Source organism: Francisella sp. AG1 (genome assembly GCF_057683165.1).
The window spans coordinates 1,467,556-1,493,599 of sequence record NZ_CM173135.1; the positions used below are offsets into that span (position 1 = coordinate 1,467,556).

Consider the following 26,044-nt stretch of genomic DNA (forward strand, 5'->3'; position numbering starts at 1 on the left):
CACAAAACTGTATTATAACTTTCTATAATTTCTACAAAATATCTCCACTATAATGAGTAGTATAAAGTACAGAAAAGATATTGATGGACTCCGAGCTTTTGCTGTATTATCTGTAGTCTTATTTCACTTAGATATTCGCTGGGTTAAATCTGGATTCCTAGGTGTAGATATTTTTTTTGTTATCTCGGGATTTCTTATTACCTCTATAATAATTAAAGACCTACAAAACAATAGTTTTTCTATAAGAAATTTTTATCTTAGAAGAATTAAAAGGATTCTCCCTGCCCTAATTGTTGTTTTAATTTTCTCGACTTTACTAGCCTGGGTTATTCTTTTACCTCAAAATCTAGAAAACTATGCTGAATCATTAATTGCTACGATAATATCAGTATCTAACTTATTTTTTTTTATAAAGCTTGATTTTGGTTATTTTGGTCAGAACTCACATATAATTCCTTTATTACATACATGGTCTTTAGGTGTAGAAGAACAGTTTTATCTAATTTGGCCTTTAATACTAGTTGCTCTATTTAAACTAGACTTTTCAACTAAGAAAAAATTATTTTTTATTTCTTTAAGTTTCCTTATTATCTCCGCTTTATTTTTTTATCTGGCAAACTTAATATTCACATAATCAGTTCTCAAAGATGGTATTATTTCCCTATTCATAGAGCGTTTGAACTACTCTTTGGCTGTTGTTTAGCTATTTTTTTAAATAAAAAAATAATAATTATAAATATAGTTAATCCGATAGTTATTTGACAATAATGTTATAATATTTAGAAAAAATGTCATCATATAGCCAAGATTTCAGAGATATCGTAATAACTAAATATAAAGAAGGCCTAACAGACAAAGAGCTAAGTAATTTTTTTAATATAGATATCCGTACTACTAGATCTTGGATAAACTTATACGAGACAACTGGTGATTATAAATCTAAGCAAGGCTTGGGTTGCGGTAGAGTAGCAACCTTTACAGATAAGGAAGCGATAGAAAGCTACTTAAGAACATATCCAGATGCAATGGCTTTAGATATTAGAGAAGCATTAGCTCCTGAAATACCTAGAAGCACATTTTATGATTGTCTTAACAGACTTGGTTTTAGTTTTAAAAAAAGACACCTAAATATAAGCAAAGAAAAGAAGATTATAGCACCGCTAGAGTATACTGGATATACAGATACTCAAATTCTTAATCAGTGGTTTGAAGAGCATTTATGTCCTGAGTTAATTCCAAAGACTACTGTTGTTATGGATAATGCTAGTTTTCATAAGTCTCCTAAATTGGCTAAAATAGCAGAGAAGTTTGATATACAGATACTATACCTTCCTGCTTATTCTCCTGATTTAAATCCTATAGAAAAAATTTGGGCCAATTTTAAAAGAATTTTAAGAAAAGTAAATAATTCTTTTGATAATTTATCTGATGCTATTACTCACGTCTTTAGCACAATATTATCAGATTAACTATATAATTGAATTTCCTTTTTTACCATATTTAACTAACAATTCTGTCTTCTTCTCAGAAATCTTATTAATATCAATGAAAACATAATCAGCTGAATTACTATTGCTATATGCCTCAAACACAGCATTGCCAGCTATCAAAGCAAGCATTGACACCAAAAATATTAAGAATACTCTACCTTGCACAGTCTTCATAAAAATATAAAATTAAAATAATAATAAACTAATCATCTTACTATTAAGATAATTAGTCAATCTACAATATTAAATGCATATTGAATTTTTTTATTAGATATTCACAAAAATATTGCTAAAATTTCTCAAATAACAAAAATATAGTTTTTTAAGGAGCACTATATGTCAAAACTCAAAGTCAGCATAATTCAACTAGATATCATTTGGGAAAATAAATTACAGAATTATAAAAATATTGAAAATAAAATTTTACAAATAGATTCGGATACTGACCTTATTGTATTACCGGAAATGTTTAATTCAGGATTTATAATGAGTCCAAGTAACCAAGCTAGCCACCAAGAAGAAATTGTAGAATGGATGCATAATCAAGTCAAAAATAAGAATTATGCTATTACTGGTAGTGCTGCAACTTTCACAGGTGACAAAATAACAAATAGACTATATTTTGTCACCCCAGATAAAAAAGTTTTCACATATGATAAAAATCACTTATTCATATATGCTGGTGAAAATAAAAAATATATTGGTGGCAACAAACGTAAAATCATTGAATATAAAGGATTTAATATTTTATTAACCATCTGTTTTGATTTGAGGTTCCCAGTATTTAACTGTAATAATCGTGAATACGACATCCTAATAAATGTTGCTTGCTGGCCAGAACCTCGACGCCAACACTGGCAAACTTTACTAAAAGCTAGAGCTATCGAAAATCAAGTATACGTTGTAGCTTGTAATCGAGTAGGTAATGATCCTAATTGCAACTATGCTGGGGATAGTTTATTGATAGATTATAATGGAAATGTTATAGCCCATGAAGAATATAAAGAAGCTATTTTAACTGCAATATTATGCAAAGATAAACAAAAAACATATCGTGAAAAATTTAACTTCTTAGCATCTCAAGATAATTTTACTCTTCACCTCTAATTGGTTTTGCTAACTTTTGTAGCATTGCATTAACAAACTTATAACCTTCTTCAGTTCCCATACTATAACCTATTTCAACATACTCTTTAATTATCACTTGATATGGATTTTCTAAACATTCTATAAGCTCAGCTATAGCAGTCTGGAGAACAGCATAGTCAACAAAATTAATAGATTTAATTCCATCAACTGAGTTTTCTGATATATATTTATCTATAGAATCTTGGTTTGACTCAACAGCATCTATCAACCTATAAAAAAGTGCCCAATCTGTTTGATGTCTTTCAGCATTATCAGCATAATATTGTATTTTAAGCTCAGCAAAGGTATTAGCTGCAACCTTTTTTTGATATAAGGCTTGCACAGTATAAAGCCTTGCATTATTTCTAGCTCTAGAAGTTGTTTTCATAATTTTTAAAATTATTATTTTATGACTATTTTGATAAGCAGTAATTATAACTTATTAACAATCATATATATAGATATTAATTTATAGCATCTAAATTTTAGATACCATGATTATTACTTATACATAATAGAATATTTTTACTAAATATTTTAAACTTGCAATAAAATGAAAAAGTTTATACAAGTATTTACTATAGCTTTTCTATCTTTTTTTGACAGTTTGCAATACAGGTTCATAAGAATTTCCAAAGACACCACATACCTCAGAAAACGTTTCTTTAAATCTTATTCTTACAGGAGAATCTGCTCAAAGTGGTGGCTTTATGGAATCACAAAAAACTATGGCAATTATAATAACCTTTAATGGTTATATGATTTCTGATTTTAAGTCATTATCAACTAATTTCGAATAAAAGAAATGAAAATGTTAAAAAATATTTATACCTATTATTTTCATAGTAATAATTAATTTATCTGACTGTATTACAAATTCAAAACCAGGCCTTACCATTCAGTTAATGCAAACGAAAGTTTTTAATATTGATAAACATATAGCTTTTAACTCAACTATCACAGTCATGCAAAGCCTTGGCTATATAGCTAACTTTGATACTGGAATAATCACGGAAAAATTCTAGTATACGAATAAATTTTGTTGTACATAAGTTTATTCCAAGCCAAAATTTATCACCAATAAACACATCTTCACCAATATTAAATCCTTAAGCATATGAAAATGCTTTTGCAAAAAATCAACAACAAATTTTTGTTAATACGGGAATATCTCCTGTACAAAGCCAACCAATCCAAGAAGTTTCCTAAGCTCTTAAAATATAGCTGTTTTTCCTTATAAATTTAGTTTACCATTCTCTTTATAAATAAAATTCTAATTTTTTCTAATGACTAAATGGTGGCAGGAAACTAACCTAAAAGATATGACCATTCAACAATGGGAATCTATCTGCGATAGATGTGGACTTTGTTGTCTCAACAAACTACAAGATGAAGAGACTGACAAAATATACTATACAAAAATTAGTTGTAAACTTCTAGACACAGGCAAATGTCAATGTAGTATGTATGAAAAAAGAAAGCAAATTGTTCCCGAGTGTATAAATCTCACATATATACAATTAAAGAACCATGCCCATAAATGGCTACCAAGTACTTGTGGCTATAAACTTTTACTTGAAGGAAAAGAACTTCCGGACTGGCACCATTTAAACAATAATGGTTCTATAGAAAAAATGCACCAACAAAAAAAATCAGCAAAGCATTTTGCTATCTCAGAATATGAACTAGGTGAAAATGACTATCTAGAAGATTTTATAATAAAATTAGACAACTAAATTAAGCCTCTGACAACCAACATAATTCAAATCAATATCATAAACATTTTATTAAAAATGAATATTAAAATATTTAATTTATAGCAAAATTATATCTATACTAAGAGAAACAGTATTAAAAATAATATGCTATGAAAACACAACACTCATGGTCAAAAAATACTAGAAATGTAATCTTAGTTGATGGTTTTGAAGGAATGAATTCTGCTAAAACTGCCATCAACCTGATACGCTATAACCCTAAGCAAATCGTTGGGCTAATTGACTCAAGATATAAAACAGGAACACTTGTTAAAGATATCTTAGGAGTAGGTGATGAAAAATTAATTTTTTACACTGATATTTCTGAAGTTGAACAAGCAGACCAAATGATATTAGGAATATCTCCAGCTGGTGGTGCTATTCCTAAGACATGGAGAGAATATATTTTAACTGCGATAGCTAGAGGTTGGCATATTGTTTCTGGCTTACATGAGCTTCTAAATCAAGATGAAGAATTTCTTAATGCTTCTACAAAAGTCAATATTCAGCTCTATGACATAAGAGATACAAACTTTAATCAAGTAGCTACACGTAAAAATATTTCAAATGACTGTTTACGTATTCATACTGTAGGTCATGACTGTAACGTTGGAAAAATGTTAGTTAGTTATGAATTAGCACAAGCTCTAAAGCAAAAAAATATAGATGCTGAATTTATTGCAACAGGTCAAACAGGCGTGTTACTTTCTGGTAAAGGATTACCTATTGATTCTATAAAAGCAGATTTTATTAATGGTGCTGCTGAACATTTAATTAGAGAAAACCAAAATCATGATATAGTTATTATTGAAGGACAAGGAAGTATCACAAACCCAATGTATTCATCTGTTACCTTAGGCTTACTACATGGGTCAGTTCCAGATGGGCTAATACTATGCTACCAAGCAGATAGAACTCATTATCGTCATTTAGATATACCACTACCATCTCTAAAGCAATACATAGAGCTTTATGAGAAAATGGCCTCCATCAATCACCCTTGTAAAGTTATTGCAATAGCTATGAATGGTTATAACTTAACTCCAGAGCAAGCATCCAAAGAAAAGCAAAAAGTAATGAATGAGACAGGATTAGTTGTAGTAGATATAATTGCGGATCCTAATGGTAAAGATATTCTGATAGAAAAAATATTAGAATTAAAAAATAGTTTAAATATTAAGAATAAAAAAGTAATCTAGAAAATATCCTATAGTATTTTATACTAAAGATTAAAACTTAGGGGTTCATAATGCAAATATCTTATAGTGTCCATACTTTACATTTTAAAAATACTTTTTCAATTAGTCATTCAGCTGCTAAAAATATGAAAAAAACCATGATTTTAAAACTAACTTTAAATGGCTTAGAAGGTTTTGGTGAGAGTATTGAAAGTGATTACTGGAGGTTTAGTGTAGAATCTCATATTCTAGCTTTAGCAGAAATACAATGTTATCTTGAAACATTTAGTTCAATACCTTACCCACCTGATGTTTGGTCATATTTATATAAACGACTTGAGCATGACATGTTTTTATTATGTGCTATAGATATTGCATTATGGGATTTATGGGCAAAATCTAGGTCTATGCCTATTCACCAACTACTCAAATTTGACACTACGCAAGCTTGTCTATCATCATTTACTATTGGAATAGATACACCTCAAAAAATGCTTGAAAAAATTATTGAAGAGCCTAGTTGGCCAATTTATAAAATAAAATTATCCCAAGAAACTGATAACATAATGATTTTAGAACAACTTCGGCTTAAAGAACCTCAAGCAAAATTCATTATTGATGCAAATTGTGGATGGACAGTTAATTATACAACCAAACTAATTCCAATATTAGAAAAACTAAATGTTTGTTTAATAGAACAACCTTTAAGGAGAGGTTTTAACAAAGAAACTTCTCTTATTCAGAAGAATTCTAATATACCAATACTTGCGGATGAAAGCTGTATGACTAAAGATGATCTTGATGATTGTACTGGTCAATTCGCTGGAATTAACATAAAATTAATGAAATGTGGTGGTATTACTCCAGCATTAGAAATGATACAAAAAGCTCGAAAGCATAGTATGTTAGTAATGTTAGGTTGTATGGCTGGAGAAACTACTGTTGGAATCTCTGCTGCTGCCCAACTATTGCCTATTATAGATTTTGCTGATATAGATGGTAGCAACTTGATCATTGATAATCCAGCTCAAGGTGGTTTTTTAGAAAAAGGAAAGTGGCATTTCATAGATGCCCCAGGGTTAGGTGTTAAGCTAAAAGCTAAAAATGAGGCCCTATCTGTATAGAACCTATAGATCAACTAACTAGCTCTAACCCAATAAATATTGTAATATTTATACTAAACTTTAACTAAGAAAATAGATTGCTACACCCAAGGTAATAAGCATCATAGCAAATATAATTTGTAAAACTTTTTTATTAAGTTTTTTCTTCAGCTTATTGGCCAATAACATACCTATTGCTCCGCCAACTATAAACATACTCGCCACATACCAATTCATACTAGTCATATTAAAATGAGAGAAAAATCCTGAAATTGATACTACAAATATTACTAACAAAGATGTGTTAATTGCTCTTGTTATTGGCATAGCCGTTATAAACACTAATGCTGGAACTATTAAAAAACCTCCGCCAACGCCAAAAAAACCTGTTAAAGTGCCAACAACTGCACCACTTATAAGCAAAACTACAATACATTTCAGCCTAATACTATTACAGATTGAGTTATTTAAATCTGATATTACTCTAGCTTTTACTAAGCTCCAAAGACCTATTATAATCATAAGCACGGAAAAACTTAACATTAAAGTTTCATCTGATAATATTTGGGAAATATAGCTGCCTACTGGTGCAAAAATAACACCCGTAAATACCATTACAGCTGCTGCAATGTAATCAATATCAAGGCTTTTATAATTCATAATTAGACCAAAACCTGCTGTTGCCCCAACGACAAGTAAAGATATAGTAACCGCACCATGGAAATCTAATCCAACTCCATAAGTCAGCAAAGGAACAGCTAATACAGAACCTCCTCCACCAGTAAGTCCTAATGCAATTCCACAAATAAAACCAAAAATAATTAAAATCATGCTATTTTACTAAACCACACTTCAAATTAGCTGGAACTGCAATATTCATATAATTTGGTGGAGGAAGCCTTAAATCACTCATTAGCTTAGCATATTCTTCAGCTGTTTGAACTTGCAACCTAGGATTGTTTTGTCTCTCTTCTGCTATTGTGCTACACGTTAAACCATTATAATCATGACCTGGATAAACTAAGGTTGCGCTTGGCAGTTTCATAAGTTTATTCATAATACTATCGTATGCAGCATATGAGTCACCATTTTGAAAATCTGTTCTTCCTGATCCTCTTATTAATAAAGTATCGCCAGTAAAAACCCTATCGCCCATAATAAAACAATAAGAATCTGATGTATGTCCAGGAGTGTATATAGCCTTAATTTCATAATTACCAAACTTAATAATTTCACCATCAGAGAACTTCTTTGTTGCACAATCTGCTTCACTCTCAACACCTATACCAATGTAGCAACCCATTTTATTACTCAAAATACCCGCAGCTGTTACATGATCGGCATGCACATGAGTATCTATAGCATAGATTAGATTTAGATCCAATTCTTTAAGGAGTTTTACATATTGCTCTGCATTAAACCTTACAGAATCAATTATTATAGCTTCTCTTGTCTGTTCACAGCCTAATATATAGGTATACGTATAGCTTTCCCTATCAAATAATTGTCTAAAAATCATTACCAATCTCCAAGTATGTTTTTATTATTTATAATTTTTTCTATTATACGGTAAAAATTCTAACACTTTTGCTAAACCACAAGTACCAGATAATCCAGCAAATAATAAGCCTGCTCCAAAAAAACCACTGAGGATAATAAAATACTGCGAGACTATATATGAAAGAATAGCTCCTAGCAACACTATAAAACCTACAATAATTTGTACTTGACGCATTATTGGTAAAGGTTCTTTTATATTTTTTTTAGTTGGTTGTTTATGCCTTTTCCAAGCATTAATGCCTCCATCTAATAAATAAATTTTTTTAACATTTAACCCTATAACTTTATCTATCGCTTGATTTGTCCTATTCCCAGATTGACAATGAAATACTACTACTTCTTCAGGTTTAATCTCTGCATCATAAATATCTTCTACTATAATATTTTCAGCACAATCAATAAACTCTCTCCTATGCTCATGAGGCGTTCTAATATCAATCAATCTAACTTTTTCCTTCTGTTGTAAATCAAGAAATTGTTTCACTGAAATTTTTTGTATATTCTTCATCTTTGCTCCCTTGTATTTATATTTTCTAATTTAGATTTTACTAATATAGTGCTTAAATTTTTTATTCATTCTCATCACAATATATATTATATAAAGCTTCTAGTATCTTTTTTACTGCTGGGTCTTTAATACTGTAAAAAACATTTAAAGACTCTTTTCTAAACTTAATCAATCCATTTTTTTTCAACACTGCTAAATGCTGAGAAAATGCTGATTGACTAAGATTAGAGTACTGAGCAAGTTCACCAACAGTCATTTCTTTTCTTAACAGCAAACAAAGTATTAACAATCTAGATTCATGAGATATTGCTTTAAGTAAAGCTGAGGCTTTAGTTGCATTATTTTTGATTTGCATCAAGTCCATATCAATACTCCTATTTGACTCCGATAAGTTATATATTAGCAAAATCTAAATTAGATTTCAATAATATATATGACTTATAGTTAATCTGATAATATTATGCTAAAGACGTGAGTAATAGCATCAGATAAATTATCAAAAGAATTATTTACTTTTCTTAAAATTCTTTTAAAATTGGCCCAAATTTTTTCTATAGGATTTAAATCAGGAGAATAAGCAGGAAGGTATAGTATCTGTATATCAAACTTCTCTGCTATTTTAGCCAATTTAGGAGACTTATGAAAACTAGCATTATCCATAACAACAGTAGTCTTTGGAATTAACTCAGGACATAAATGCTCTTCAAACCACTGATTAAAAATTTGAGTATCTGTATATCCAGTATACTCTAGCGGTGCTATAATCTTCTTTTCTAAATAGTTATAACCAGCAACTATACTTTTTCTCTGAGTTTGATAAGCAATAACTTCACCATAGCTAGGTTTACCAACAAGAGACCATCCTATTAGTACAGACTGTTTATTATCCATACCCATTTCATCTAAATATACAAGTTTGTTAGGTTCAATAGTCTCAACAACCTCTATAAAACTTTGCCTATCTTGTTCTTTTCTTTGCTTATATTTAGGTGTCTTTTTTTAAAACTAAAACCAAGTCTGTTAAGACAATCATAAAATGTGCTTCTAGGTATTTCAGGAGCTAATGCTTCTCTAATATCTAAAGCCATTGCATCTGGATATGTTCTTAAGTAGCTTTCTATCGCTTCCTTATCTGTAAAGGTTGCTACTCTACCGCAACCCAAGCCTTGCTTAGATTTATAATCACCAGTTGTCTCGTATAAGTTTATCCAAGATCTAGTAGTACGGATATCTATATTAAAAAAATTACTTAGCTCTTTGTCTGTTAGGCCTTCTTTATATTTAGTTATTACGATATCTCTGAAATCTTGGCTATATGATGACATTTTTTCTAAATATTATAACATTATTGTCAAATAACTATCGGATTAACTATACAATATTTTCTATTCAGAATTTATATCTGTATAATCATATTTCAGATATATCACTACAATATTAATCATTGCTATGGACAAAAAAACTATCTATTCAATATTTATAAGTTCTACTATTATTTTTTACTTTTTATTTTTAAATTACTGCGAACCCATAACTATGGATGATTTTTGGAGAATCATGGCAGATACATTGATAAATCATACATTTTGGAGCAATCTAAAACATGATTATTTAACCTGGACAGGTAGACTTTCGGCACAAGCCCTTATTTACATTTTTTTCTCAAAAAAATATATTTTTGAATCCTTAGTAGTTATAAATATCATAAATTCTTTTGCTTTCTATCTATTTACAATCTTTAGCTTTAAGATAGTTACTCGAGGTAAATATAAAATATGCTCTAAAGATTTTTTAATTTATTGCTTCTTTTTTGCAATTATGTTTACTTGGACTGGATTTATAACTCATTTAATATGGAAAACCGTAGCTATACAATATTTTTGGGGGTTTGTTCTAACTCTAGTGCTATATTATTACCTTATAATTAAAAATAAAAAACTATTAAAGACTAGTTTTTTAATAGGGCTTTTCATTGGGCTATACAATGAACAATTTGTTGCTGTTTTATTACTCTTAAGTTTCACATACTTTATAGAATCTTATCTAAATAATCGAACTATAAATAAAGGTATTATTCTTTTTACCATTGGGTGCTCTATCGGCGGGGCCATTTTATTTGCAGCTCCTGGTAACTATATTAGGATGGCTGAAATGTCAAATGGCCAGAACCATTCTATTCTAGACCAATTAGTCCATCTATATTATACTTTCAAATATAGCGTATGGCCCAAAACCAATATTGTTATATGGCTACTTTTGTTATTTTTTATTTTAGGGATAACCAACTTCAAAAATTCTAAAAAAAGTATTTTTATGTATACCATTTGCCTACTAATAAGTCTACTAGTCATGACACCTGTTGTTTATAGTTATGGCTTACTTATTAGACTTATGTTGATTTATTATATAATTTTTTTTATTGCAGCTATCCAACAGTTCTATGATAATGAAAGTATTATTCTAAAAAAAATATATAGCACTTTTAAAAGACTATATTTACTATTTGGGATAGGGTTAGTAATTATAATGTTTATGATTGCATCAGCATATTATTCTTTAGATAAATTCAATGCTAATAGACAGTTACTATTAAGTAAGTATCATAGTCAAAATATAAAAAATATTTCTATACCAACCTTTAACTATAATGGCGAAAGTGAGCCTTATGGAATAACATTTGAGGGCATTTCATGTGATACAAAAAACCCAAATAATCAGGCTTTTGCGAAGTACTATAATTTTATTACAGTCAAAGCAAATAATTGTTAATCAAAAATAATTAAATCTCATTAACAAAGATTATCTAAACCTGTTCATAAACCTGGTTTCCATAGATATAAACGGCATCAATTAAACGATCATCTCCTAGTGAAATAATAGCAAACAAATAATCTTGAAGATTTTGCGTATATTCCAATTTATATTTTAATATAGAACTTCTACTTGGATTTACAACAATAAAATCAGCTTCTTTATTTTTCTCAAGACTACCTATTTTATCTTCTAAACCTAGGGATTTAGCACTTCCTAATGTACTACAAAAAAGTCGAGTCAGAGTTTCAAACTTGTATGATCTTATTAAAGCAGTTTTATAAGCATCATCCATTATCCGTAAAAGGCTTAAAGTATTTCCTGCAGCCCAATCACTAGCCAATGTAAGCTTAATATCTTTTGAGATAGCTTTTTTATAATCAAAAGATCCACTTCCAAGATAGTTATTACTGGTTGGACAATTAGCTACTATAGCTTTATATGCTTTTATCCGATCCCACTCATTATTGGATAAATAAATACAGTGGCCAAATATAGTCTTGTCAGTTACCAATGAATATTTCTCATATACATTCAGATAATCTTTAGCCATAGGATATGCTAATAAGGTAGCTTTAGTCTCTTTTAGGTTTTCACTTAAATGAGTCTGCACATATACATCAGCATGCGACTGCAAAAATTCTTTACATAAATTGAGTGTTTTATCATCACAACTTAAAGCAAATCTTGGAGTTAAAGCATAATTTAAGCGCTCTTTCTTATCCCATTTATCATAAAGTTTCTCTGAAATTTTCATATTTGTCTCAGGATCTGTAATTATATCTTTATTACCTTTTGTCATAATAGTATTGCCAAGTATAACTCTCATCTTATACTTATTTGCTAATTCAAACACTATATCAGCACCATCATATGCACTTGGAGCATAACCACAAATAGTGGTAGTTCCATTCTTAAATAGCTCTTTAAATAAAAAGTTAAGCTCTTTATAAGCTAAAGTGCTGCTATTAAAACTAGCCTCACTTGGAAAAATATAATTATCTAGCCAACCTAAGAGCTTTTCACCATAGGCCCCAACTGCTTTTGTCTGAGTCGTATGTATATGAGTATCTATAAAACCTGGCATTATTATTTTACCTGAATAGTCAACTAACCTATCATCTTGAGTAATATTAGCTTCTATTTTATAGAAATCATCGACATCAAGTATAATGCCATTTTCAACAACAATAGCACCATCTCTGAGAAATAAAAAATCATTGGAATTAACAAATAGACTATCAACCTTATACTCAGATATTGACTGAAGAGTAGCACTTTTATTAAAAGTAAAAACACTCGCACGATATATTACTTTCATAGTCACCTCTTACTAACACTTACTTCATCAAGTTGATAAAACAGATTATAAAGAGTCTAAACTTTTAAAAAACTTTTCTAAACTCTTCAGCATAATAAACTGTCTGCTCTTTTAATAAGCCTAATTTCTCTGTTAAATCTAAAACCATAAACATTTCAGCTGGCACATCATACTCACTCTTTATATCATACTCTTTAGCTGGTTTAAAACCAAATCGAGGATAATAATTAGGATGACCTAAAACAAAAATAGCATCAACATTATTCTTTTTGGCTTCTACGATTATAGCGTTAACAAGTTCTGTTCCTATTTTTTTGTTTTGATATTTTGGAGTAACACACATAGGTGCTAGACCATATATATTCAGCTTGCTATTAATTTCAGTGGTCATTTTAGATAAAATAATCTGACCAACGATCTTTTGACTATCTTGTGCAATTAGTGATATTAAACTTTGGTGATCTGTATGCAATAATCTAACCAATTTTTCTTCATCACCTGTCGGAAATGACTCTGAAATCACCTTATATACTGATTCTTGATCCTGTAATCTCTCGTGGCGAATATTTACACTCATAATTTAATCCCCTATAACAAGGTCTCTTGTCGAACGAATCTCCATATTTAAGAACTTGCCAGCTTTTTTAAACCTACCAAATGCTGCAAACTTTGCTCGTTTACTTTTATCAAAATCAAGATATTTAACTTGATTTGGTACAATGAATATTGAAAACCTTGAATCTTGGTCTGCCTTAAAAAGTAATTTTTTACTATTATCTATATCTGATATAGTAATACCTGCCACACCGTACACAATACAATACTTACCATTCACTTCATTTATATTTAAATCCGTTAGCTCTAGAGCATTTATTGTATAAATATCTTGCTTTGAATATTCTCTAATGCGTCCTTCTACTAATTGCTGCTTCTTTCGAGGCATTAATTCAAGCTCATCACTTTGCCTAAGTTGTCCATCATTCTCAAACCTAGTTAAAATATTTATGCATTTTTCTAAATTTTTATTAACCAAAAAGTTAAGCTTACTCATATCTTTTTTTGAATCGCTTATAATTAATTCTTTCAATTTATCATTACTAATTGGTTTTGCTACCCTTGGGCAAAGCTCGTCATGCTCGTTACCATCTTTTATAAATTCAAAATAAGACTCTTGGTTAGCTTTTCGAATTAATTTTAGTTTAGCTTTGCCACAGTCTGGACAATATATATTCCCAAGATGTAGCTTACTATTATATTCTGTAGATTTTATAAATCCTTTTTTATATCTAGCTATTTTCACTATATTTCCTCAATTTTTTAAAAAGAATATCTGATATTTTATGATCAAGGTTTTGTCCTCTTTTTTCAAATTTAGTCAAAGGCCTCCATTTAGGCCGAGGTGCAAAACCAGAGTATAAATTTTGATAATTATTACTTTTTTCTAAAAGCCCTAATACATCTTCTGCATAAGGTAACCAGTCACTAGCAAAATGCAAAGTTCCAGCTACTTTAAGTTTCTTCGCAAAAAGACTTATATTAGATTGATTAACTAACCTACGTTTATTATGTTTTTTCTTATGCCATGGATCAGGAAAGTATACTTGTACTCCAGACAAAGACTCATCAACTAGCATATTCTCAAGTATTTCCACAGCATCATGACTCATTATAAGAAGATTAGAAATCTTACGCTGTTCTATTTCATACAAGATATTTCCAACTCCTGCTTTATGAACTTCTATGCCTAGATAGTTCTGTTTAGGATTTTCTAATGCCATTTGAACTAGTGATCCTCCCATCCCAAAACCTATCTCTAAAATTACTGGATTATCATTACCAAACACTTCAACAAAATCTACCTGTCTATTTTTATCATAATTTATGACATATTTCTGAGCATAACTTTCAAGAGCTTGATGCTGTTTTTTAGTTACTCTACCTGCTCTTTGTACATAACTTTTGACTTGACGTAAATTTTCTTTAGGTTTATCACACATTTTTATGGATTTATTTCAATTTTATTAATACTATTTTATATCAACTAAAACAAAAATAAGAGTATATCTGTGTTAATCTTTCTAACAATCCTCGCTTTACAAATTAGTTGCCTAATATTACCGGGCCCTGATTTTTTTATAACCATAAGTAATTCTATAAAATTTGGACAAAAACATGGTATTTATACTGCCACTGGTGTTGCTTCAGGAATACTACTTAACACTTTTATTGTATACTGGTTTGGATCATTTCTTTTATATAAAGAACCGGTTTTATTTAAAGCCTTAATTATGTTTGGGGCTATATATTTAGCATATATGGCTTTTAATTTATATAAAAGCGTCTTTGTAAAAGAGCCTCTAAATCAAAATGCGAATCAACATATCAAAAATTTAGATACTTTCGTTAGACCATCAAACTTAAAATTATTTTTAAATGGTGCTTTTACTAACCTTGCTAATGCAAAAGTTCTTGTATTTTTTAGCTCAATGCTAAGCTTAGTTGAACAGTTATCCAGCTTTGGTAAATTCGCAGTATGGTTATGCATAGCCTTAACAACCTTACTTTGGTTCTGTATTGTTGCTATCTTTTTTGGCAATAATAAACTAAGACAACTATTTTTTAGAAATATTAAAAAAATTGAATTTGTATCTGCTGTATTTATCACTATTTTTATATTAGTGATATTGGTCGAACTTTTTTAAAATAAAACTTTACTCCAGCCCAACTTCTCTCTCAAAGTATCATAATAATTATAGTCTTCAAGATGGAGAACTTTTACATTTTTTTTCGCTTTTTGAATATTGATTTTTTGTTGTGGTCTTAGGATAGTATCATGGCGCCCATCAATACTTAATACTGGTTCTGGATCATTATATTCTGTAATATAAATATCAATGACACTATTATCAGAAATCACTAAAGGGCGACTGTTTAAAGAATGAGAACATATAGCTACTAGCACAATACTATTTTGATTATGGCATAAGATTGGACCTCCTGCAGACATAGCATGAGCCGTAGAGCCTGTAGGAGTTGATACTATAAGGCCATCTCCACGTTGATCAAACGCATAACGCCCATCAATAAAAACCTTTAGACCAAACATCAAACCACGCGATGATGTAATTGCTATCTCATTAAGAGCTATAGAAGTTTCTAGAGGGTAGCGGGTCTTATCATCAATTTTGCACTTAAGCATCGACATATTTGACAATCTATTCTTGCCTTGAAGAATCTCAAAAAGAGACTTTTTTAAAGTTCTTTTATCAGGTTTTATTGTAGTCAAAAATCCAAGCTTACCTTTATTAACCCCTATAATATGAATATCACTATAAAGCGCCAAAAGTCTAGCCGCTTTAAGAAAATTACCATCTCCACCTATTATTATCGCAATATCGCAATCTTGTGCTATTTCTTGCAACGACTTAGTTTTAATATTTTTAATAGCTAAATCTTCAGCAGATTCCACTTCGACAAAAACTTCTGCATTATATTTTGACACTAGCTTATATACTTGAGTAACGCCTTCAGCTACTTCTTGATTATAATGCTTACCTACAATAGCTATTTTTTTATATACAAACATTCCTATAATTTCTAATCAACTTTATATTACTAAAAAATAGTATAACAAAAGAAATTTATATTTATTGGTAATATTCAAACAAAATAATTGTATTAAATTTTTAAAAAATAAAGTTGCTGAGAACTACTAATACCTTTAGAATAAATACTAAAATCATATGAATGCTTTTAACATGAACAATCAAAATAAACTGACAAGTATAATAATTCCTGTAAAAGATGAAGCAGAAGGATTAAATCACCTATTTGATAGACTAATGCCAATTTTAGGTAAGCTTCCGACTAAATATGAGTTAGTTTTTGTTAATGATGGTAGTGGTGATAATACTCTAGATCTACTTTTAGAAAAACAAAAAGAGATTCCTGAAATTGCTATTGTAGATTTATCACGTAATTTTGGTAAAGAATCAGCTCTTTTTGCTGGATTTGATAATTGCAATGGTGATGCTGCAATATCAATAGATGCTGATTTACAAGATCCTCCTGAACTTATTCTAGAGATGGTTAATCACTGGCTAAACGGTTATGAAGTTGTTACAGCTGTAAGAGAAAATCGTGATACAGATACTTCTACAAAGAAACATTCTGCCGGCCTTTTTTATAAAGTAATGAACAGTATTAGCGAGACTAAATTAACGCCTAATGCAGGTGATTATAGACTACTAAATAGAGCTGCAATAAATGCTTTTTTAGAGCTTAAAGAAAAAGTTCGCTTTAATAAAGGACTCTTAACCTGGATAGGTTTCAAGGAAAAAGTTGTCTATCATGCTAGAGAAGAAAGAGTAGCTGGGCAAACAAAATGGAATTATTGGAAGTTATTTAGATTCTCAATAGATGGAATAACAAGCTTTAGTCGCGCTCCCTTAGAAATTTGGTCATATATAGGCGTTTTTATTGCTTTAATTAGCTTTGTTTATGGTTCTGTTATAATACTAAAATCTCTAGTCTTTGGAGTCGATGTCCCTGGTTACCCATCATTAGTAACTTTTATTCTATTTTTTAGTGGCTTACAAATGATTGGAATAGGTATGTTAGGTAGCTATATTGGTAGAATTTTTATTGAGACTAAACAACGTCCATTATATATTGTAAGAAATATTCATAAATCTAATAAATAACTTTCTTCTAAGGTTTTAGACGAATTCCTCTGCTTAATAAGTACCAAGCAAAATAATATAGTACAAACGTAAATATTACTATTGCACCAAAAGCAATATAAGGATCTACAGTCGAAATACCGATAAAACCATATCGAACAAAATCAACTATATAAAATAATGGATTACATGCTGAGATAAAATGCCAAACTCCAGATAAGTTATCAATATTATAAAATACCCCACCAAGGTATATAAGTGGTGTAAGTACAAAGGTTGGGAATATCGTTGTATCATCAAACTTCTGTGAAAATATTGCATTTATCAACCCACCAAGTGAAAATAATGCTCCACAAAATATAAATCCTGATAAAACTAAAAATACACTATGAACTGTTGTAAAACCACCTAATATAAATGCTGCAATACTAACAAATATTCCAACGATAAAACCTCTAAATATACCACCAGAAATATAACCTAAAACTATAATATGATTATTTACAGGTGAAACTAAAAGTTCTTCTATGGCTTTACTAAATCTTATTCCAAAGAATGAGCTTACAACATTTCCATATGAATTTTGGATAACAGCCATGATTATCAAACCAGGTGTTATATATTGCATATAGCTAATTCCCTCATGAATATTGCCAATACGCGACCCAACTACTTTACCAAATATTAAAAAATATAAAACTATCGTTATTACAGACGGTAAAAGTGTCTGTGGCCAAATCCTAAAAATTCTTTTACTTTCACGATTAAAAATCGTTATAAACATTATCCAATTATCACGCAAACTCATACTATCACCTATTTATTTTTAGCTATATCTATAAATAGCTTTTCTAATTTAGCAGCTTTTGATCTTACATCTAATACCTGCAGATTATATTTGGAACTTAATTCTGCAAATATATCATTAAGTACAACCCCTTTATCAACCTCTACTTCAAGTGTATGGGCATCTACTAATGTAGCCCTACCAGTCTCAAGAATTACTTGATTTGTACAATCATCTTTTAAGTCAAAAACATAAGTTTGTTTATCAGCTGACTTCAAAAAAGATTTCATGTCAGTATTTACATGTACTTTACCTTTGTGAATCAATGCAATGCGATTACACATTGATTCAGCTTCTTCTAAATAGTGTGTAGTCAAAATAACTGTCAAACCATCTTTATGGAATTGTGAGATCATGTCCCACATTGAATTTCTAAGCTCAACATCTACTCCAGCTGTTGGCTCATCAAGGATGAGAAGTTTAGGTTTATGGATTAAAGCTCTTATAACCATCAACCTTCTTTTCATCCCCCCAGATAAAAATCTTACTTGAGTATTTTTTTTATCAAATAAATCGACTTTCTTAAGCAACTCTTCAGCATATGATTCAACTTCTTTTTTAGTTATACCAAAAAAACCTGCTTGAGTTATTAGAATACTCATTGGAGTTTCAAAAATATTTAGATTTATCTCTTGAGGCATTACACCAAGATATCTGCGTGCTTGATTAAAATCTTTATCAATATCATAACCAAATATTTTTATTTGACCTGATGTTTTATTTACAAGTGAAGAAATCATTCCTAAAGTAGTTGATTTACCTGCTCCATTAGGTCCTAAAAGTGCAAAAAAGTCACCTTTATTTACAACAAAGCTAATATCATCAACCGCCTTTAGACCGCTTTTATAGATTTTGTCTACATTTACTAGCTCTAGTGCTTTTTTAGTCATATAAATAAACCAAATTATTAAATTTTGATAGGATTATAACATTTTTATTACATAATAATATTGACATCCTGATAATATTAGGGCTATTCATCACAATTTCTTTCTGTAGGTAAATCAGAGAAATATTCAACAAACTCAACCTCATAACCACTAGGATCTATAAAATAAATATTTTTTCTATACTTACTCTCCGTATCTGATTTTGATTTAAACCCTACCTTAGCTAATCTAGCTATTAATGCCTTAAGATTACATACTGTATAAGCAAAATGAGACATTCCAACTTGATGATCTTTTAGTTCACGATTTTGCTCTTTACCATTATCATTAAATGTTAAATATTGAAAATCATCTCCAAAATGAAGCCAGTTCCTCTCTACACCATACCAATTAGATATCCCTTGCGCTCTGATATACCAGTGAGGGAATGCCGCCTGATAAAACTTTAGCATTGGTTTAATTTCTTTTACTACTAAGTTTGGATGTTCTAATCTAATCATATTAACTTCTCCTTTATTGTTATACATAATCAATTCAGTTATCATTTTAATACCTCAAGTTAACTTGAGGTCAAGAGTTTTTTTAATAAAAAGGAAAAAATTATATGAATAATAAAATATTAAGTGTCGGACAAGTCGCTGATAGATGTGGTATTAAAATATCTACTATCCATTTTTATGAAGAAAAAGGATTAATCCATAGCCAACGTAATACAGCCAATCAAAGAAGATACAGTAAAGATGTCTTACGTAGAATATCTATTATTAAAGCGGCTCAAAAAATTGGTATTAGTTTAAATGATATTAAAAAAGCTCTATTGAGTTTACCTAACAATAGAACACCTAATGCTCAGGACTGGCAGCAATTATCAAATATTTGGAAAGATGAACTTAATGAAAAAATAAATTACTTAACCACTCTTCGAGACAATCTCTCTAGCTGTATAGGTTGTGGTTGTTTATCTCTAGAAGTATGCCCCTTATATAACAAAGATGATAAACTTGGGAAAATCACCAAAGGTGCATACCTATTTACTAAACTACAAAAATCATGAAATTAATAATGAGAGTATAAAAGAAAAAATAGTTACTCCCACTACAATAATAAATATTGGCCTCACTAGTTTTGATCCCTTTAAAATAACCATTTTTGAACCTACTATACCACCAAAAAAGCTCCCGATAGCCATCATTAATCCATAAAAAATATTCACATGCCCCGACAAGGCAAATATCACCAATGAAAAAAGATTACTTTTTAAATTGAGTACCTTGGCATAGCCTGATGCTTGCAAAAATGTATAACCAAGGAAATAGACTATAGCAATGATCCAAAAATTACCTGTTCCAGGACCAAAAAAACCATCATATGCACCAAGTAAAAAACCAAATATCATAAAAAACACTGCTTCTGATAATCTTTTTTTACCCTCATTTACACCAAGGTTTTTATTCACAAGACTAAAAATAAATACTATTACCAGCAACACTGGAACTATATATCTCATAAAATCATTATGAATAGTTATCGCTAATAGAGTACCAACAGAAGCACCCACAAACCCAGCAGCTAGTCCACGTACAACAGTTTTAAAATTTATTAGACCATTCTTATAATATTTTAAAACTGCCATAGCTGTACCAATACTAGCTTGAAATTTATTTGTACCTAGTACGATAACTATAGGTAAACCTGTCATACTAAGAGCTGGTATACTGATTAATCCGCCACCGCCAGCTATAGCGTCGATAAAGCTTGCTAAAAAACCCATCAAAATAATAAAACCACACAAAACAAAAAAATGCTGGGCAAAAAAATAATATAGTTAATCCGATAGTTATTTGACAATAATGTTATAATATTTAGAAAAAATGTCATCATATAGCCAAGATTTCAGAGATATCGTAATAACTAAATATAAAGAAGGCCTAACAGACAAAGAGCTAAGTAATTTTTTTAATATAGATATCCGTACTACTAGATCTTGGATAAACTTATACGAGACAACTGGTGATTATAAATCTAAGCAAGGCTTGGGTTGCGGTAGAGTAGCAACCTTTACAGATAAGGAAGCGATAGAAAGCTACTTAAGAACATATCCAGATGCAATGGCTTTAGATATTAGAGAAGCATTAGCTCCTGAAATACCTAGAAGCACATTTTATGATTGTCTTACCAGACTTGGTTTTAGTTTTAAAAAAAGACACCTAAATATAAGCAAAGAAAAGAACAAGATAGGCAAAGTTTTATAGAGGTTGTTGAGACTATTGAACCTAACAAACTTGTATATTTAGATGAAATGGGTATGGATAATAAACAGTCTGTACTAAGAGGATGGTCTCTTGTTGGTAAACCTAGCTATGGTGAAGTTATTGCTTATCAAACTCAGAGAAAAAGTATAGTTGCTGGTTATAACTATTTAGAAAAGAAGATTATAGCACCGCTAGAGTATACTGGATATACAGATACTCAAATTTTTAATCAGTGGTTTGAAGAGCATTTATGTCCTGAGTTAATTCCAAAGACTACTGTTGTTATGGATAATGCTAGTTTTCATAAGTCTCCTAAATTGGCTAAAATAGCAGAGAAGTTTGATATACAGATACTATACCTTCCTGCTTATTCTCCTGATTTAAATCCTATAGAAAAAATTTGGGCCAATTTTAAAAGAATTTTAAGAAAAGTAAATAATTCTTTTGATAATTTATCTGATGCTATTACTCACGTCTTTAGCACAATATTATCAGATTAACTATACATAATTATTCCTTAAAATATATTGCTAGCCATACTGTAGGATCAGATGTATAAGTGACCCAGTGTTCGATATTCTTAGGAAGAAATAAATACTCGCCTTGATTTAGCATATACTCTTTATTCGCTAACTTTATTTTAGCAGTACCAATTAGCACCAAAACCCACTCATTATAATTTTGAACATAAGGGTTATCTAAAGGTGTCGTCTGACCGTAAGAAATAATCTTTTCTATGTGAATATTATCTCTCTTTAATAAATCCATGAAAATCTCATCTTGAGATGATTCTGGACTTATAGTATAAATATTCTCAGTAGTATCCATATTATATTATAGTGACCATTTATAAATAAGGCTAACAGTAAAGTTTTGTGCTATCTTACAGTTTAATACTTTTCTTCAATTAATCGACCTTTATCATCAAGATTGTTAACATATATATCCATTTTTGAAAATGGTATATCAATATTATTTGCTTTTAATTCTTGTAATATCTTTATCCTCAAATCACTTAAAATATATATTTTTACTAATCTTGGACAATATGCCCTTACTGATAATATAAATGAAGATTCACCATAGTCATTTAGGAGATACTCAGGTTCTGGTGATGAAAAAATTCTACAATCTGATTCTATTGCATTTTTACATATAGATAATACCTTCTCAAAATCCTCATCATAAGATACTCTTATTGGTAAAACAAGCCTAGAAGTTGGGTCCAAGGTCTCATTAGAGACTATATTTGTGATCATAAGATGATTGGGCACTATCAATGAATTATTGTCAAAGGTTAATACTTCAGTTGCCCTAATGCTAATCCTCTTTACCACACCTATTTGATTCTCGATATTAACCCAATCACCTATTTTAACTGGTCTCTCAATTAGCATTACAAGTCCTGCAAAAAAGTTTTTGACCAAATCTTGCATCGCAAAACCAAGTCCAACTGATAAACCTGATGCTATAAATGTGATCGCAGTATTACTTATTCCTAATGATTTTATAAATAAAACAACAGCAATGATAATAAATATATATTTTATTATTGAAGATATAGCTTCTTTGGTCCCCATATCTAACTTTGTATATGGAAATATTCTTTTACTAACAAATAAAAGAATAAATTTAGCTACAAAATATATAACTACCAAAATTGATAATGATTCTAGAAAATCTGATAATGGAATTAGGTTTATACCAAATATATTCACTCCTTCATAAAAGAAAGAATCCCACATATCTTCAATCCTTTCGGACTGAATATTAAATGATAAAAGTAAAAAAATAAAAAACACAATATAAGCTATTATAATAGCTAAGCTCTTTAACCAGTATTTAATTCCACTTCTTTTCACTCCACCTATAATAGTTTCAGCAAAATTTCTAATCAGAATAAGTTTAGTTTTTTTACTTAAAATTATTCCTATAAGTAAACATACAAGTTTATATCCTATATAAATATACACTCCCCAGAAGAAAGATTGATATAAATCAAATGAAGATGACATACCTAAATTAGGATACCCTCCTAAGGTCATCATAAATATACTTATCATCAATGAAAAAACTGTAAAATATCTAGCAACTTGGATAATTTTTTTAGTACCAGTTTTTGCATAACCCAGATATTTCTTAAGATTTATAAATAAACATATAGCAGGAACTAGCATTAATAGCATTGTTATAAAACCCAACACTATCGAATCTGACAACGGCATAAAAACTGCTTTAATAGTTGAAGTAATTTCATATAGATTAGATCCAAATAAATGAATTGTTAAACCAAACAAACAATAATTAAATATAAACATTAATTTTGTAACTTTTGATAAAACCACCTCAGCTAAATACTCTAATATATAAATCAAAAATGAATATATAACTATTACTTGCAAACATACAGATACCGTATAGATATAACTCTCAACAACAACACCATAAACATACAAAATACAAACTATAAAAAGAGCAATTATAGGATACAAAATAGTACTAAAAATAAGTTCACAAAAACCATTTAATTTATAAACTGCTCTACCTACAATAGCTTTATTTTTTAATCTATTGGTATCTATAAAACTTCTATTTGTAAAAGGTTTTTTTAGCAAAAAATAAAATAAAAGTGTACCAAAAAAATAAGCTATTTCTTTAAAAATAAGTGTTTCATTAAAAGTAATATCATTAAATAAATGCTTCCAACTTTTTACTTGCCATAATACATTGCTCTGCTCAAATCTAAATTCATTCCTTATATAGATTCTCTGATTAGACACATGATTTAGAGTATCACGAATATTGATCTCAGCCTCTTTCAGTATCACCAGATCATTTAATATAATTGACCTTAACCTCGTATATTCTTTTAACTTAACATTAAAAGCCTTATTATCCTCGACACGCTTATTTACAAAAGTCGAAAATTTGTCAGTTTTATATTTCTTATCAATAAATTCTAGTACTGTATCAATATGTTTGAGTTTACTTTTATGCTCAGCCATTTGTTCATCAACATAATCTTTATACTCAAGTAACTTTTTTCTCTCATATTCTAATAACTTTTCATTATCTGATTTTTCTTTATCTACAAAAGTTAAGAAACTATCTATTTGATTTATCTCATTTCCTAGTTGCTTTGAATCTTCGGAAATATATGAATAAGATAATCCTAAGGTAAAAAACAATAGTACAACAGTTAATAAAACTTTCCTGAGTGCATTAAAGTATAAATAATCTGTTTTTTTGAACATATCTCATATCAATAAAAATTATATGCCTATAAAAATACTAGCACAAAATACTTCTATTAGTTAACACTCTCGAGTCTGAAATCAACTTTTCATGTATATTTTAATAGCCTGGTTTAAGTATTTATCTCAATTATAAGTCAAATTCTGATAACTAATATTAATAAAACCTAGCTTTATATAATCTGTAAACTTAAAAGCTAAAATTTCTTTAATCCTCAACAGACTTACTTTACACACGCTATACACATCATCCATTAGACAGCTTTTATAGCAGATAATAATAGGAAAATTTAAATCTGATCTTTAGATTAATTTCATAAGGACTATCTTTTGGGTCTTATAGAGTAGTTTTTTACATCCCAGACTAATAAATCACCATTTTCAGATTTTCTGAAATGATATTTGTTGTCTTAATTTCATAATCTAAAAACATCACATGTATTTTTATATGTCTGCTTAGCAACCTTCTCTAAACTTTCTCCTCGCAACTGGGCTAAAAACTCTGCTGTATACTTCACATACTCAGGGTAATTTGGTTTACCTCGCAAAGGCATAGGTGTTAAATATGGGGCATCAGTTTCAATTAATATCCTCTCTAATGGTAGTTTTTTGGCTGTTTGTTGAATATCTTTAGCATTTTTAAATGTTAGGATTCCAGAAAAAGATATATACATGCCCATATCAATAGCTTGCTTAGCCATATCATAATCTTCTGTAAAACAATGCAAAATACCACCACAGCTATCAACTTTTTCTGATTTTAGAATATCTAAAGTATCTTGCTTAGCTGCTCGTGTATGGATAATAACTGGCTTATTCACCTCAACTGCTGCTTGCATGTGATTTATAAACTTATTTGTCTGAGCTTTTTTACTCTCTTTAGCATTATAATAATAATCTAACCCAGTTTCACCAATAGCAACACATTTACTATGTTTAGATCTAGTTATTAGTTCATCCACACTTGGTTGATAAGTATCAAGCTCGCTTGGATGTACTCCCACAGAAAAATATACATCTTCAAATTGCTCAGCAATTTTTTGAATCTCCTCAACCTCATCCCAAGCTACAGCAATAGATACAATTTTATCTACACCAGCATTTTTTGAATTTTTGATCACTTGCTCTAGATTTATATCTTCAAGCTTTAAATAATTAAGGTGGCAATGCGAATCTATAATCATATTTTCTAACAAAAGATTTATTATACTAAAATTATAACAAACAAAACTACCAACGATAATCGCTATTTTTATCAATTAA

The 26,044-nt window shown here is 29.6% G+C and carries 30 protein-coding genes and 2 pseudogenes; 13 read left to right on the top strand and 19 right to left on the bottom strand.

The annotated features are described in order from the left end of the window. Positions 1-52 precede the first annotated feature (52 nt). Together ACR0PV_RS07585 and ACR0PV_RS07590 are read left to right on the top strand one after the other, a co-directional pair. Entirely contained in the window at positions 53-634 is a 582-nt protein-coding gene (locus ACR0PV_RS07585; protein WP_488172510.1) for an acyltransferase family protein, read from the top strand. Between the two features lie 154 nt (positions 635-788). Then, positions 789-1,469 (top strand): annotated as a pseudogene (locus ACR0PV_RS07590) (transposase). Here ACR0PV_RS07590 and ACR0PV_RS07595 read toward each other — a convergent pair. Then, positions 1,470-1,664 (bottom strand): hypothetical protein, encoded by a 195-nt coding sequence (locus tag ACR0PV_RS07595; RefSeq protein ID WP_488172511.1) that lies wholly within the window; start codon positions 1,662-1,664, stop codon positions 1,470-1,472. Positions 1,665-1,826: 162 nt separating this feature from the next. On the opposite strand from ACR0PV_RS07595, the gene ACR0PV_RS07600 reads away from it, so the two are divergent. Continuing rightward, a complete protein-coding gene (locus tag ACR0PV_RS07600) occupies positions 1,827-2,597 on the top strand; it encodes an amidohydrolase (RefSeq protein ID WP_488172512.1) in 771 nt (256 codons plus the stop codon). Here ACR0PV_RS07600 and nusB read toward each other — a convergent pair. After that, entirely contained in the window at positions 2,581-3,006 is a 426-nt protein-coding gene (gene nusB / locus ACR0PV_RS07605; RefSeq protein ID WP_488172513.1) for a transcription antitermination factor NusB, read from the bottom strand. The genes ACR0PV_RS07600 and nusB overlap by 17 nt on opposite strands. A gap of 517 nt (positions 3,007-3,523) precedes the next feature. Between nusB and ACR0PV_RS07610 the strand changes: the two are divergent. From ACR0PV_RS07610 to ACR0PV_RS07625, 4 genes and pseudogenes are all read left to right on the top strand, one after another. After that, positions 3,524-3,827 (top strand): annotated as a pseudogene (locus ACR0PV_RS07610) (hypothetical protein). A 77-nt stretch (positions 3,828-3,904) separates the two neighbouring features. Next, positions 3,905-4,354 (top strand): YcgN family cysteine cluster protein, encoded by a 450-nt coding sequence (locus ACR0PV_RS07615; protein ID WP_488172514.1) that lies wholly within the window; start codon positions 3,905-3,907, stop codon positions 4,352-4,354. Positions 4,355-4,485: 131 nt separating this feature from the next. Beyond that, a complete protein-coding gene (locus ACR0PV_RS07620; protein WP_488172515.1) occupies positions 4,486-5,574 on the top strand; it encodes an N-acetyltransferase DgcN family protein in 1,089 nt (362 codons plus the stop codon). 50 nt (positions 5,575-5,624) lie between these two features. Beyond that, positions 5,625-6,677 (top strand): enolase C-terminal domain-like protein, encoded by a 1,053-nt coding sequence (locus ACR0PV_RS07625; protein WP_488172516.1) that lies wholly within the window; start codon positions 5,625-5,627, stop codon positions 6,675-6,677. A gap of 60 nt (positions 6,678-6,737) precedes the next feature. Here the strand turns inward: ACR0PV_RS07625 and ACR0PV_RS07630 are convergent, their stop codons facing one another. From ACR0PV_RS07630 to ACR0PV_RS07650, 5 genes are all read right to left on the bottom strand, one after another. Continuing rightward, positions 6,738-7,487: a sulfite exporter TauE/SafE family protein gene (locus ACR0PV_RS07630; RefSeq protein ID WP_488172517.1), complete on the bottom strand. Its 750-nt coding sequence runs from the start codon at positions 7,485-7,487 to the stop codon at positions 6,738-6,740. Position 7,488: 1 nt separating this feature from the next. Further along, positions 7,489-8,175, bottom strand: a complete 687-nt coding sequence (locus ACR0PV_RS07635) for an MBL fold metallo-hydrolase (protein WP_488172518.1) — start codon at positions 8,173-8,175, stop codon at positions 7,489-7,491. A gap of 24 nt (positions 8,176-8,199) precedes the next feature. Next, positions 8,200-8,724 carry a rhodanese-like domain-containing protein gene (locus ACR0PV_RS07640; protein WP_488172519.1) on the bottom strand — a complete coding sequence of 175 codons (525 nt, stop codon included), beginning with the start codon at positions 8,722-8,724 and terminating at the stop codon, positions 8,200-8,202. Between the two features lie 61 nt (positions 8,725-8,785). After that, complete coding sequence (locus ACR0PV_RS07645; protein ID WP_488172520.1) at positions 8,786-9,088, bottom strand: ArsR/SmtB family transcription factor; 303 nt, start codon at positions 9,086-9,088, stop codon at positions 8,786-8,788. A gap of 80 nt (positions 9,089-9,168) precedes the next feature. Next, positions 9,169-10,049, bottom strand: a protein-coding gene (locus ACR0PV_RS07650; protein WP_488172521.1) for an IS630 family transposase whose coding sequence is annotated in 2 segments (ribosomal slippage) — positions 9,169-9,725 and positions 9,725-10,049 — 882 coding nt in all. Because the reading frame shifts where the segments join, the coding sequence is not laid out codon by codon here. Between ACR0PV_RS07650 and ACR0PV_RS07655 the strand changes: the two genes are divergently transcribed. Next, entirely contained in the window at positions 10,040-10,165 is a 126-nt protein-coding gene (locus ACR0PV_RS07655) for a hypothetical protein (protein ID WP_488172522.1), read from the top strand. The two genes, ACR0PV_RS07650 and ACR0PV_RS07655, sit on opposite strands and share 10 nt — an antisense overlap. A gap of 8 nt (positions 10,166-10,173) precedes the next feature. Further along, positions 10,174-11,493, top strand: coding sequence for a DUF6056 family protein (locus ACR0PV_RS07660; RefSeq protein ID WP_488172523.1), 1,320 nt, complete (start codon positions 10,174-10,176; stop codon positions 11,491-11,493). A 34-nt stretch (positions 11,494-11,527) separates the two neighbouring features. On the opposite strand, the gene guaD is transcribed toward ACR0PV_RS07660, so the two are convergent. The 4 genes from guaD to trmB all read right to left on the bottom strand — a co-directional run bounded on the left by guaD (position 11,528) and on the right by trmB (position 14,853). After that, positions 11,528-12,856, bottom strand: a complete 1,329-nt coding sequence (gene guaD / locus ACR0PV_RS07665; RefSeq protein WP_488172524.1) for a guanine deaminase — start codon at positions 12,854-12,856, stop codon at positions 11,528-11,530. A gap of 64 nt (positions 12,857-12,920) precedes the next feature. Next, positions 12,921-13,433 carry a GNAT family N-acetyltransferase gene (locus tag ACR0PV_RS07670; RefSeq protein WP_488172525.1) on the bottom strand — a complete coding sequence of 171 codons (513 nt, stop codon included), beginning with the start codon at positions 13,431-13,433 and terminating at the stop codon, positions 12,921-12,923. A gap of 3 nt (positions 13,434-13,436) precedes the next feature. Beyond that, entirely contained in the window at positions 13,437-14,156 is a 720-nt protein-coding gene (locus tag ACR0PV_RS07675; RefSeq protein WP_488172526.1) for a hypothetical protein, read from the bottom strand. Further along, positions 14,143-14,853, bottom strand: coding sequence for a tRNA (guanosine(46)-N7)-methyltransferase TrmB (gene trmB / locus ACR0PV_RS07680; RefSeq protein WP_488172527.1), 711 nt, complete (start codon positions 14,851-14,853; stop codon positions 14,143-14,145). The genes ACR0PV_RS07675 and trmB overlap by 14 nt, the downstream gene beginning before the upstream one ends. A 69-nt stretch (positions 14,854-14,922) precedes the next feature. Between trmB and ACR0PV_RS07685 the strand changes: the two genes are divergently transcribed. Next, positions 14,923-15,558, top strand: coding sequence for a LysE family translocator (locus tag ACR0PV_RS07685; RefSeq protein ID WP_488172528.1), 636 nt, complete (start codon positions 14,923-14,925; stop codon positions 15,556-15,558). On the opposite strand, the gene ACR0PV_RS07690 is transcribed toward ACR0PV_RS07685, so the two are convergent. Further along, complete coding sequence (locus ACR0PV_RS07690; protein ID WP_488172529.1) at positions 15,555-16,442, bottom strand: NAD(+)/NADH kinase; 888 nt, start codon at positions 16,440-16,442, stop codon at positions 15,555-15,557. The genes ACR0PV_RS07685 and ACR0PV_RS07690 overlap by 4 nt on opposite strands. Before the next feature lie 172 nt (positions 16,443-16,614). On the opposite strand from ACR0PV_RS07690, the gene ACR0PV_RS07695 reads away from it, so the two are divergent. Next, positions 16,615-17,559 carry a glycosyltransferase family 2 protein gene (locus ACR0PV_RS07695; protein ID WP_488173984.1) on the top strand — a complete coding sequence of 315 codons (945 nt, stop codon included), beginning with the start codon at positions 16,615-16,617 and terminating at the stop codon, positions 17,557-17,559. A 7-nt stretch (positions 17,560-17,566) separates the two neighbouring features. Here the strand turns inward: ACR0PV_RS07695 and ACR0PV_RS07700 are convergent, their stop codons facing one another. From ACR0PV_RS07700 to ACR0PV_RS07710, 3 genes are all read right to left on the bottom strand, one after another. Then, positions 17,567-18,346, bottom strand: a complete 780-nt coding sequence (locus ACR0PV_RS07700) for an ABC transporter permease (RefSeq protein ID WP_488172530.1) — start codon at positions 18,344-18,346, stop codon at positions 17,567-17,569. 8 nt (positions 18,347-18,354) lie between these two features. Continuing rightward, positions 18,355-19,275, bottom strand: coding sequence for an ABC transporter ATP-binding protein (locus ACR0PV_RS07705; RefSeq protein WP_488172531.1), 921 nt, complete (start codon positions 19,273-19,275; stop codon positions 18,355-18,357). Positions 19,276-19,358: 83 nt separating this feature from the next. Next, positions 19,359-19,775, bottom strand: coding sequence for a VOC family protein (locus tag ACR0PV_RS07710; RefSeq protein WP_488172532.1), 417 nt, complete (start codon positions 19,773-19,775; stop codon positions 19,359-19,361). Between the two features lie 104 nt (positions 19,776-19,879). Here ACR0PV_RS07710 and soxR point away from each other — a divergent pair, with 104 nt between their 5' ends. Beyond that, positions 19,880-20,329 carry a redox-sensitive transcriptional activator SoxR gene (gene soxR / locus ACR0PV_RS07715; RefSeq protein ID WP_488172533.1) on the top strand — a complete coding sequence of 150 codons (450 nt, stop codon included), beginning with the start codon at positions 19,880-19,882 and terminating at the stop codon, positions 20,327-20,329. Here the strand turns inward: soxR and ACR0PV_RS07720 are convergent. Next, positions 20,324-21,046 (bottom strand): TSUP family transporter, encoded by a 723-nt coding sequence (locus tag ACR0PV_RS07720; protein ID WP_488172534.1) that lies wholly within the window; start codon positions 21,044-21,046, stop codon positions 20,324-20,326. The genes soxR and ACR0PV_RS07720 overlap by 6 nt on opposite strands. A gap of 100 nt (positions 21,047-21,146) precedes the next feature. Between ACR0PV_RS07720 and ACR0PV_RS07725 the strand changes: the two genes are divergently transcribed. Continuing rightward, positions 21,147-22,027 (top strand): IS630 family transposase gene (locus ACR0PV_RS07725; protein ID WP_488172194.1). Its coding sequence is split into 2 segments (ribosomal slippage): positions 21,147-21,471 and positions 21,471-22,027, totalling 882 coding nucleotides; the frame shifts between segments, so codons are not numbered across the junction. Between the two features lie 10 nt (positions 22,028-22,037). Here the strand turns inward: ACR0PV_RS07725 and ACR0PV_RS07730 are convergent. The 3 genes from ACR0PV_RS07730 to ACR0PV_RS07740 all read right to left on the bottom strand — a co-directional run bounded on the left by ACR0PV_RS07730 (position 22,038) and on the right by ACR0PV_RS07740 (position 25,965). Then, entirely contained in the window at positions 22,038-22,355 is a 318-nt protein-coding gene (locus ACR0PV_RS07730) for a cupin domain-containing protein (protein WP_488172535.1), read from the bottom strand. A gap of 62 nt (positions 22,356-22,417) precedes the next feature. Beyond that, complete coding sequence (locus ACR0PV_RS07735; RefSeq protein ID WP_488172536.1) at positions 22,418-24,781, bottom strand: mechanosensitive ion channel family protein; 2,364 nt, start codon at positions 24,779-24,781, stop codon at positions 22,418-22,420. A gap of 416 nt (positions 24,782-25,197) precedes the next feature. Then, a complete protein-coding gene (locus ACR0PV_RS07740) occupies positions 25,198-25,965 on the bottom strand; it encodes a TatD family hydrolase (RefSeq protein ID WP_488173985.1) in 768 nt (255 codons plus the stop codon). Positions 25,966-26,044 lie beyond the last annotated feature (79 nt).

Excerpts from the sequence above, each read along its gene's own strand:
- ACR0PV_RS07670 (WP_488172525.1), bottom strand. The coding sequence starts at position 13,433 with ATGAGTGTAAATATTCGCCACGAGAGATTACAGGATCAAGAATCAGTA.
- ACR0PV_RS07700 (WP_488172530.1), bottom strand. The coding sequence starts at position 18,346 with ATGAGTTTGCGTGATAATTGGATAATGTTTATAACGATTTTTAATCGT.
- ACR0PV_RS07655 (WP_488172522.1), top strand. The coding sequence starts at position 10,040 with ATGATGACATTTTTTCTAAATATTATAACATTATTGTCAAATAACTAT.
- ACR0PV_RS07625 (WP_488172516.1), top strand. The coding sequence starts at position 5,625 with ATGCAAATATCTTATAGTGTCCATACTTTACATTTTAAAAATACTTTT.
- ACR0PV_RS07690 (WP_488172529.1), bottom strand. The coding sequence starts at position 16,442 with ATGTTTGTATATAAAAAAATAGCTATTGTAGGTAAGCATTATAATCAA.
- ACR0PV_RS07630 (WP_488172517.1), bottom strand. The coding sequence starts at position 7,487 with ATGATTTTAATTATTTTTGGTTTTATTTGTGGAATTGCATTAGGACTT.
- ACR0PV_RS07720 (WP_488172534.1), bottom strand. The coding sequence starts at position 21,046 with ATGGGTTTTTTAGCAAGCTTTATCGACGCTATAGCTGGCGGTGGCGGA.
- soxR (WP_488172533.1), top strand. The coding sequence starts at position 19,880 with ATGAATAATAAAATATTAAGTGTCGGACAAGTCGCTGATAGATGTGGT.
- ACR0PV_RS07705 (WP_488172531.1), bottom strand. The coding sequence starts at position 19,275 with ATGACTAAAAAAGCACTAGAGCTAGTAAATGTAGACAAAATCTATAAA.
- ACR0PV_RS07635 (WP_488172518.1), bottom strand. The coding sequence starts at position 8,175 with ATGATTTTTAGACAATTATTTGATAGGGAAAGCTATACGTATACCTAT.
- ACR0PV_RS07640 (WP_488172519.1), bottom strand. The coding sequence starts at position 8,724 with ATGAAGAATATACAAAAAATTTCAGTGAAACAATTTCTTGATTTACAA.
- nusB (WP_488172513.1), bottom strand. The coding sequence starts at position 3,006 with ATGAAAACAACTTCTAGAGCTAGAAATAATGCAAGGCTTTATACTGTG.
- ACR0PV_RS07695 (WP_488173984.1), top strand. The coding sequence starts at position 16,615 with ATGAACAATCAAAATAAACTGACAAGTATAATAATTCCTGTAAAAGAT.
- ACR0PV_RS07620 (WP_488172515.1), top strand. The coding sequence starts at position 4,486 with ATGAAAACACAACACTCATGGTCAAAAAATACTAGAAATGTAATCTTA.
- ACR0PV_RS07740 (WP_488173985.1), bottom strand. The coding sequence starts at position 25,965 with ATGATTATAGATTCGCATTGCCACCTTAATTATTTAAAGCTTGAAGAT.
- ACR0PV_RS07615 (WP_488172514.1), top strand. The coding sequence starts at position 3,905 with ATGACTAAATGGTGGCAGGAAACTAACCTAAAAGATATGACCATTCAA.
- ACR0PV_RS07730 (WP_488172535.1), bottom strand. The coding sequence starts at position 22,355 with ATGGATACTACTGAGAATATTTATACTATAAGTCCAGAATCATCTCAA.
- ACR0PV_RS07710 (WP_488172532.1), bottom strand. The coding sequence starts at position 19,775 with ATGATTAGATTAGAACATCCAAACTTAGTAGTAAAAGAAATTAAACCA.
- ACR0PV_RS07645 (WP_488172520.1), bottom strand. The coding sequence starts at position 9,088 with ATGGACTTGATGCAAATCAAAAATAATGCAACTAAAGCCTCAGCTTTA.
- ACR0PV_RS07735 (WP_488172536.1), bottom strand. The coding sequence starts at position 24,781 with ATGTTCAAAAAAACAGATTATTTATACTTTAATGCACTCAGGAAAGTT.
- trmB (WP_488172527.1), bottom strand. The coding sequence starts at position 14,853 with ATGTGTGATAAACCTAAAGAAAATTTACGTCAAGTCAAAAGTTATGTA.
- ACR0PV_RS07660 (WP_488172523.1), top strand. The coding sequence starts at position 10,174 with ATGGACAAAAAAACTATCTATTCAATATTTATAAGTTCTACTATTATT.
- ACR0PV_RS07585 (WP_488172510.1), top strand. The coding sequence starts at position 53 with ATGAGTAGTATAAAGTACAGAAAAGATATTGATGGACTCCGAGCTTTT.
- ACR0PV_RS07600 (WP_488172512.1), top strand. The coding sequence starts at position 1,827 with ATGTCAAAACTCAAAGTCAGCATAATTCAACTAGATATCATTTGGGAA.
- guaD (WP_488172524.1), bottom strand. The coding sequence starts at position 12,856 with ATGAAAGTAATATATCGTGCGAGTGTTTTTACTTTTAATAAAAGTGCT.
- ACR0PV_RS07595 (WP_488172511.1), bottom strand. The coding sequence starts at position 1,664 with ATGAAGACTGTGCAAGGTAGAGTATTCTTAATATTTTTGGTGTCAATG.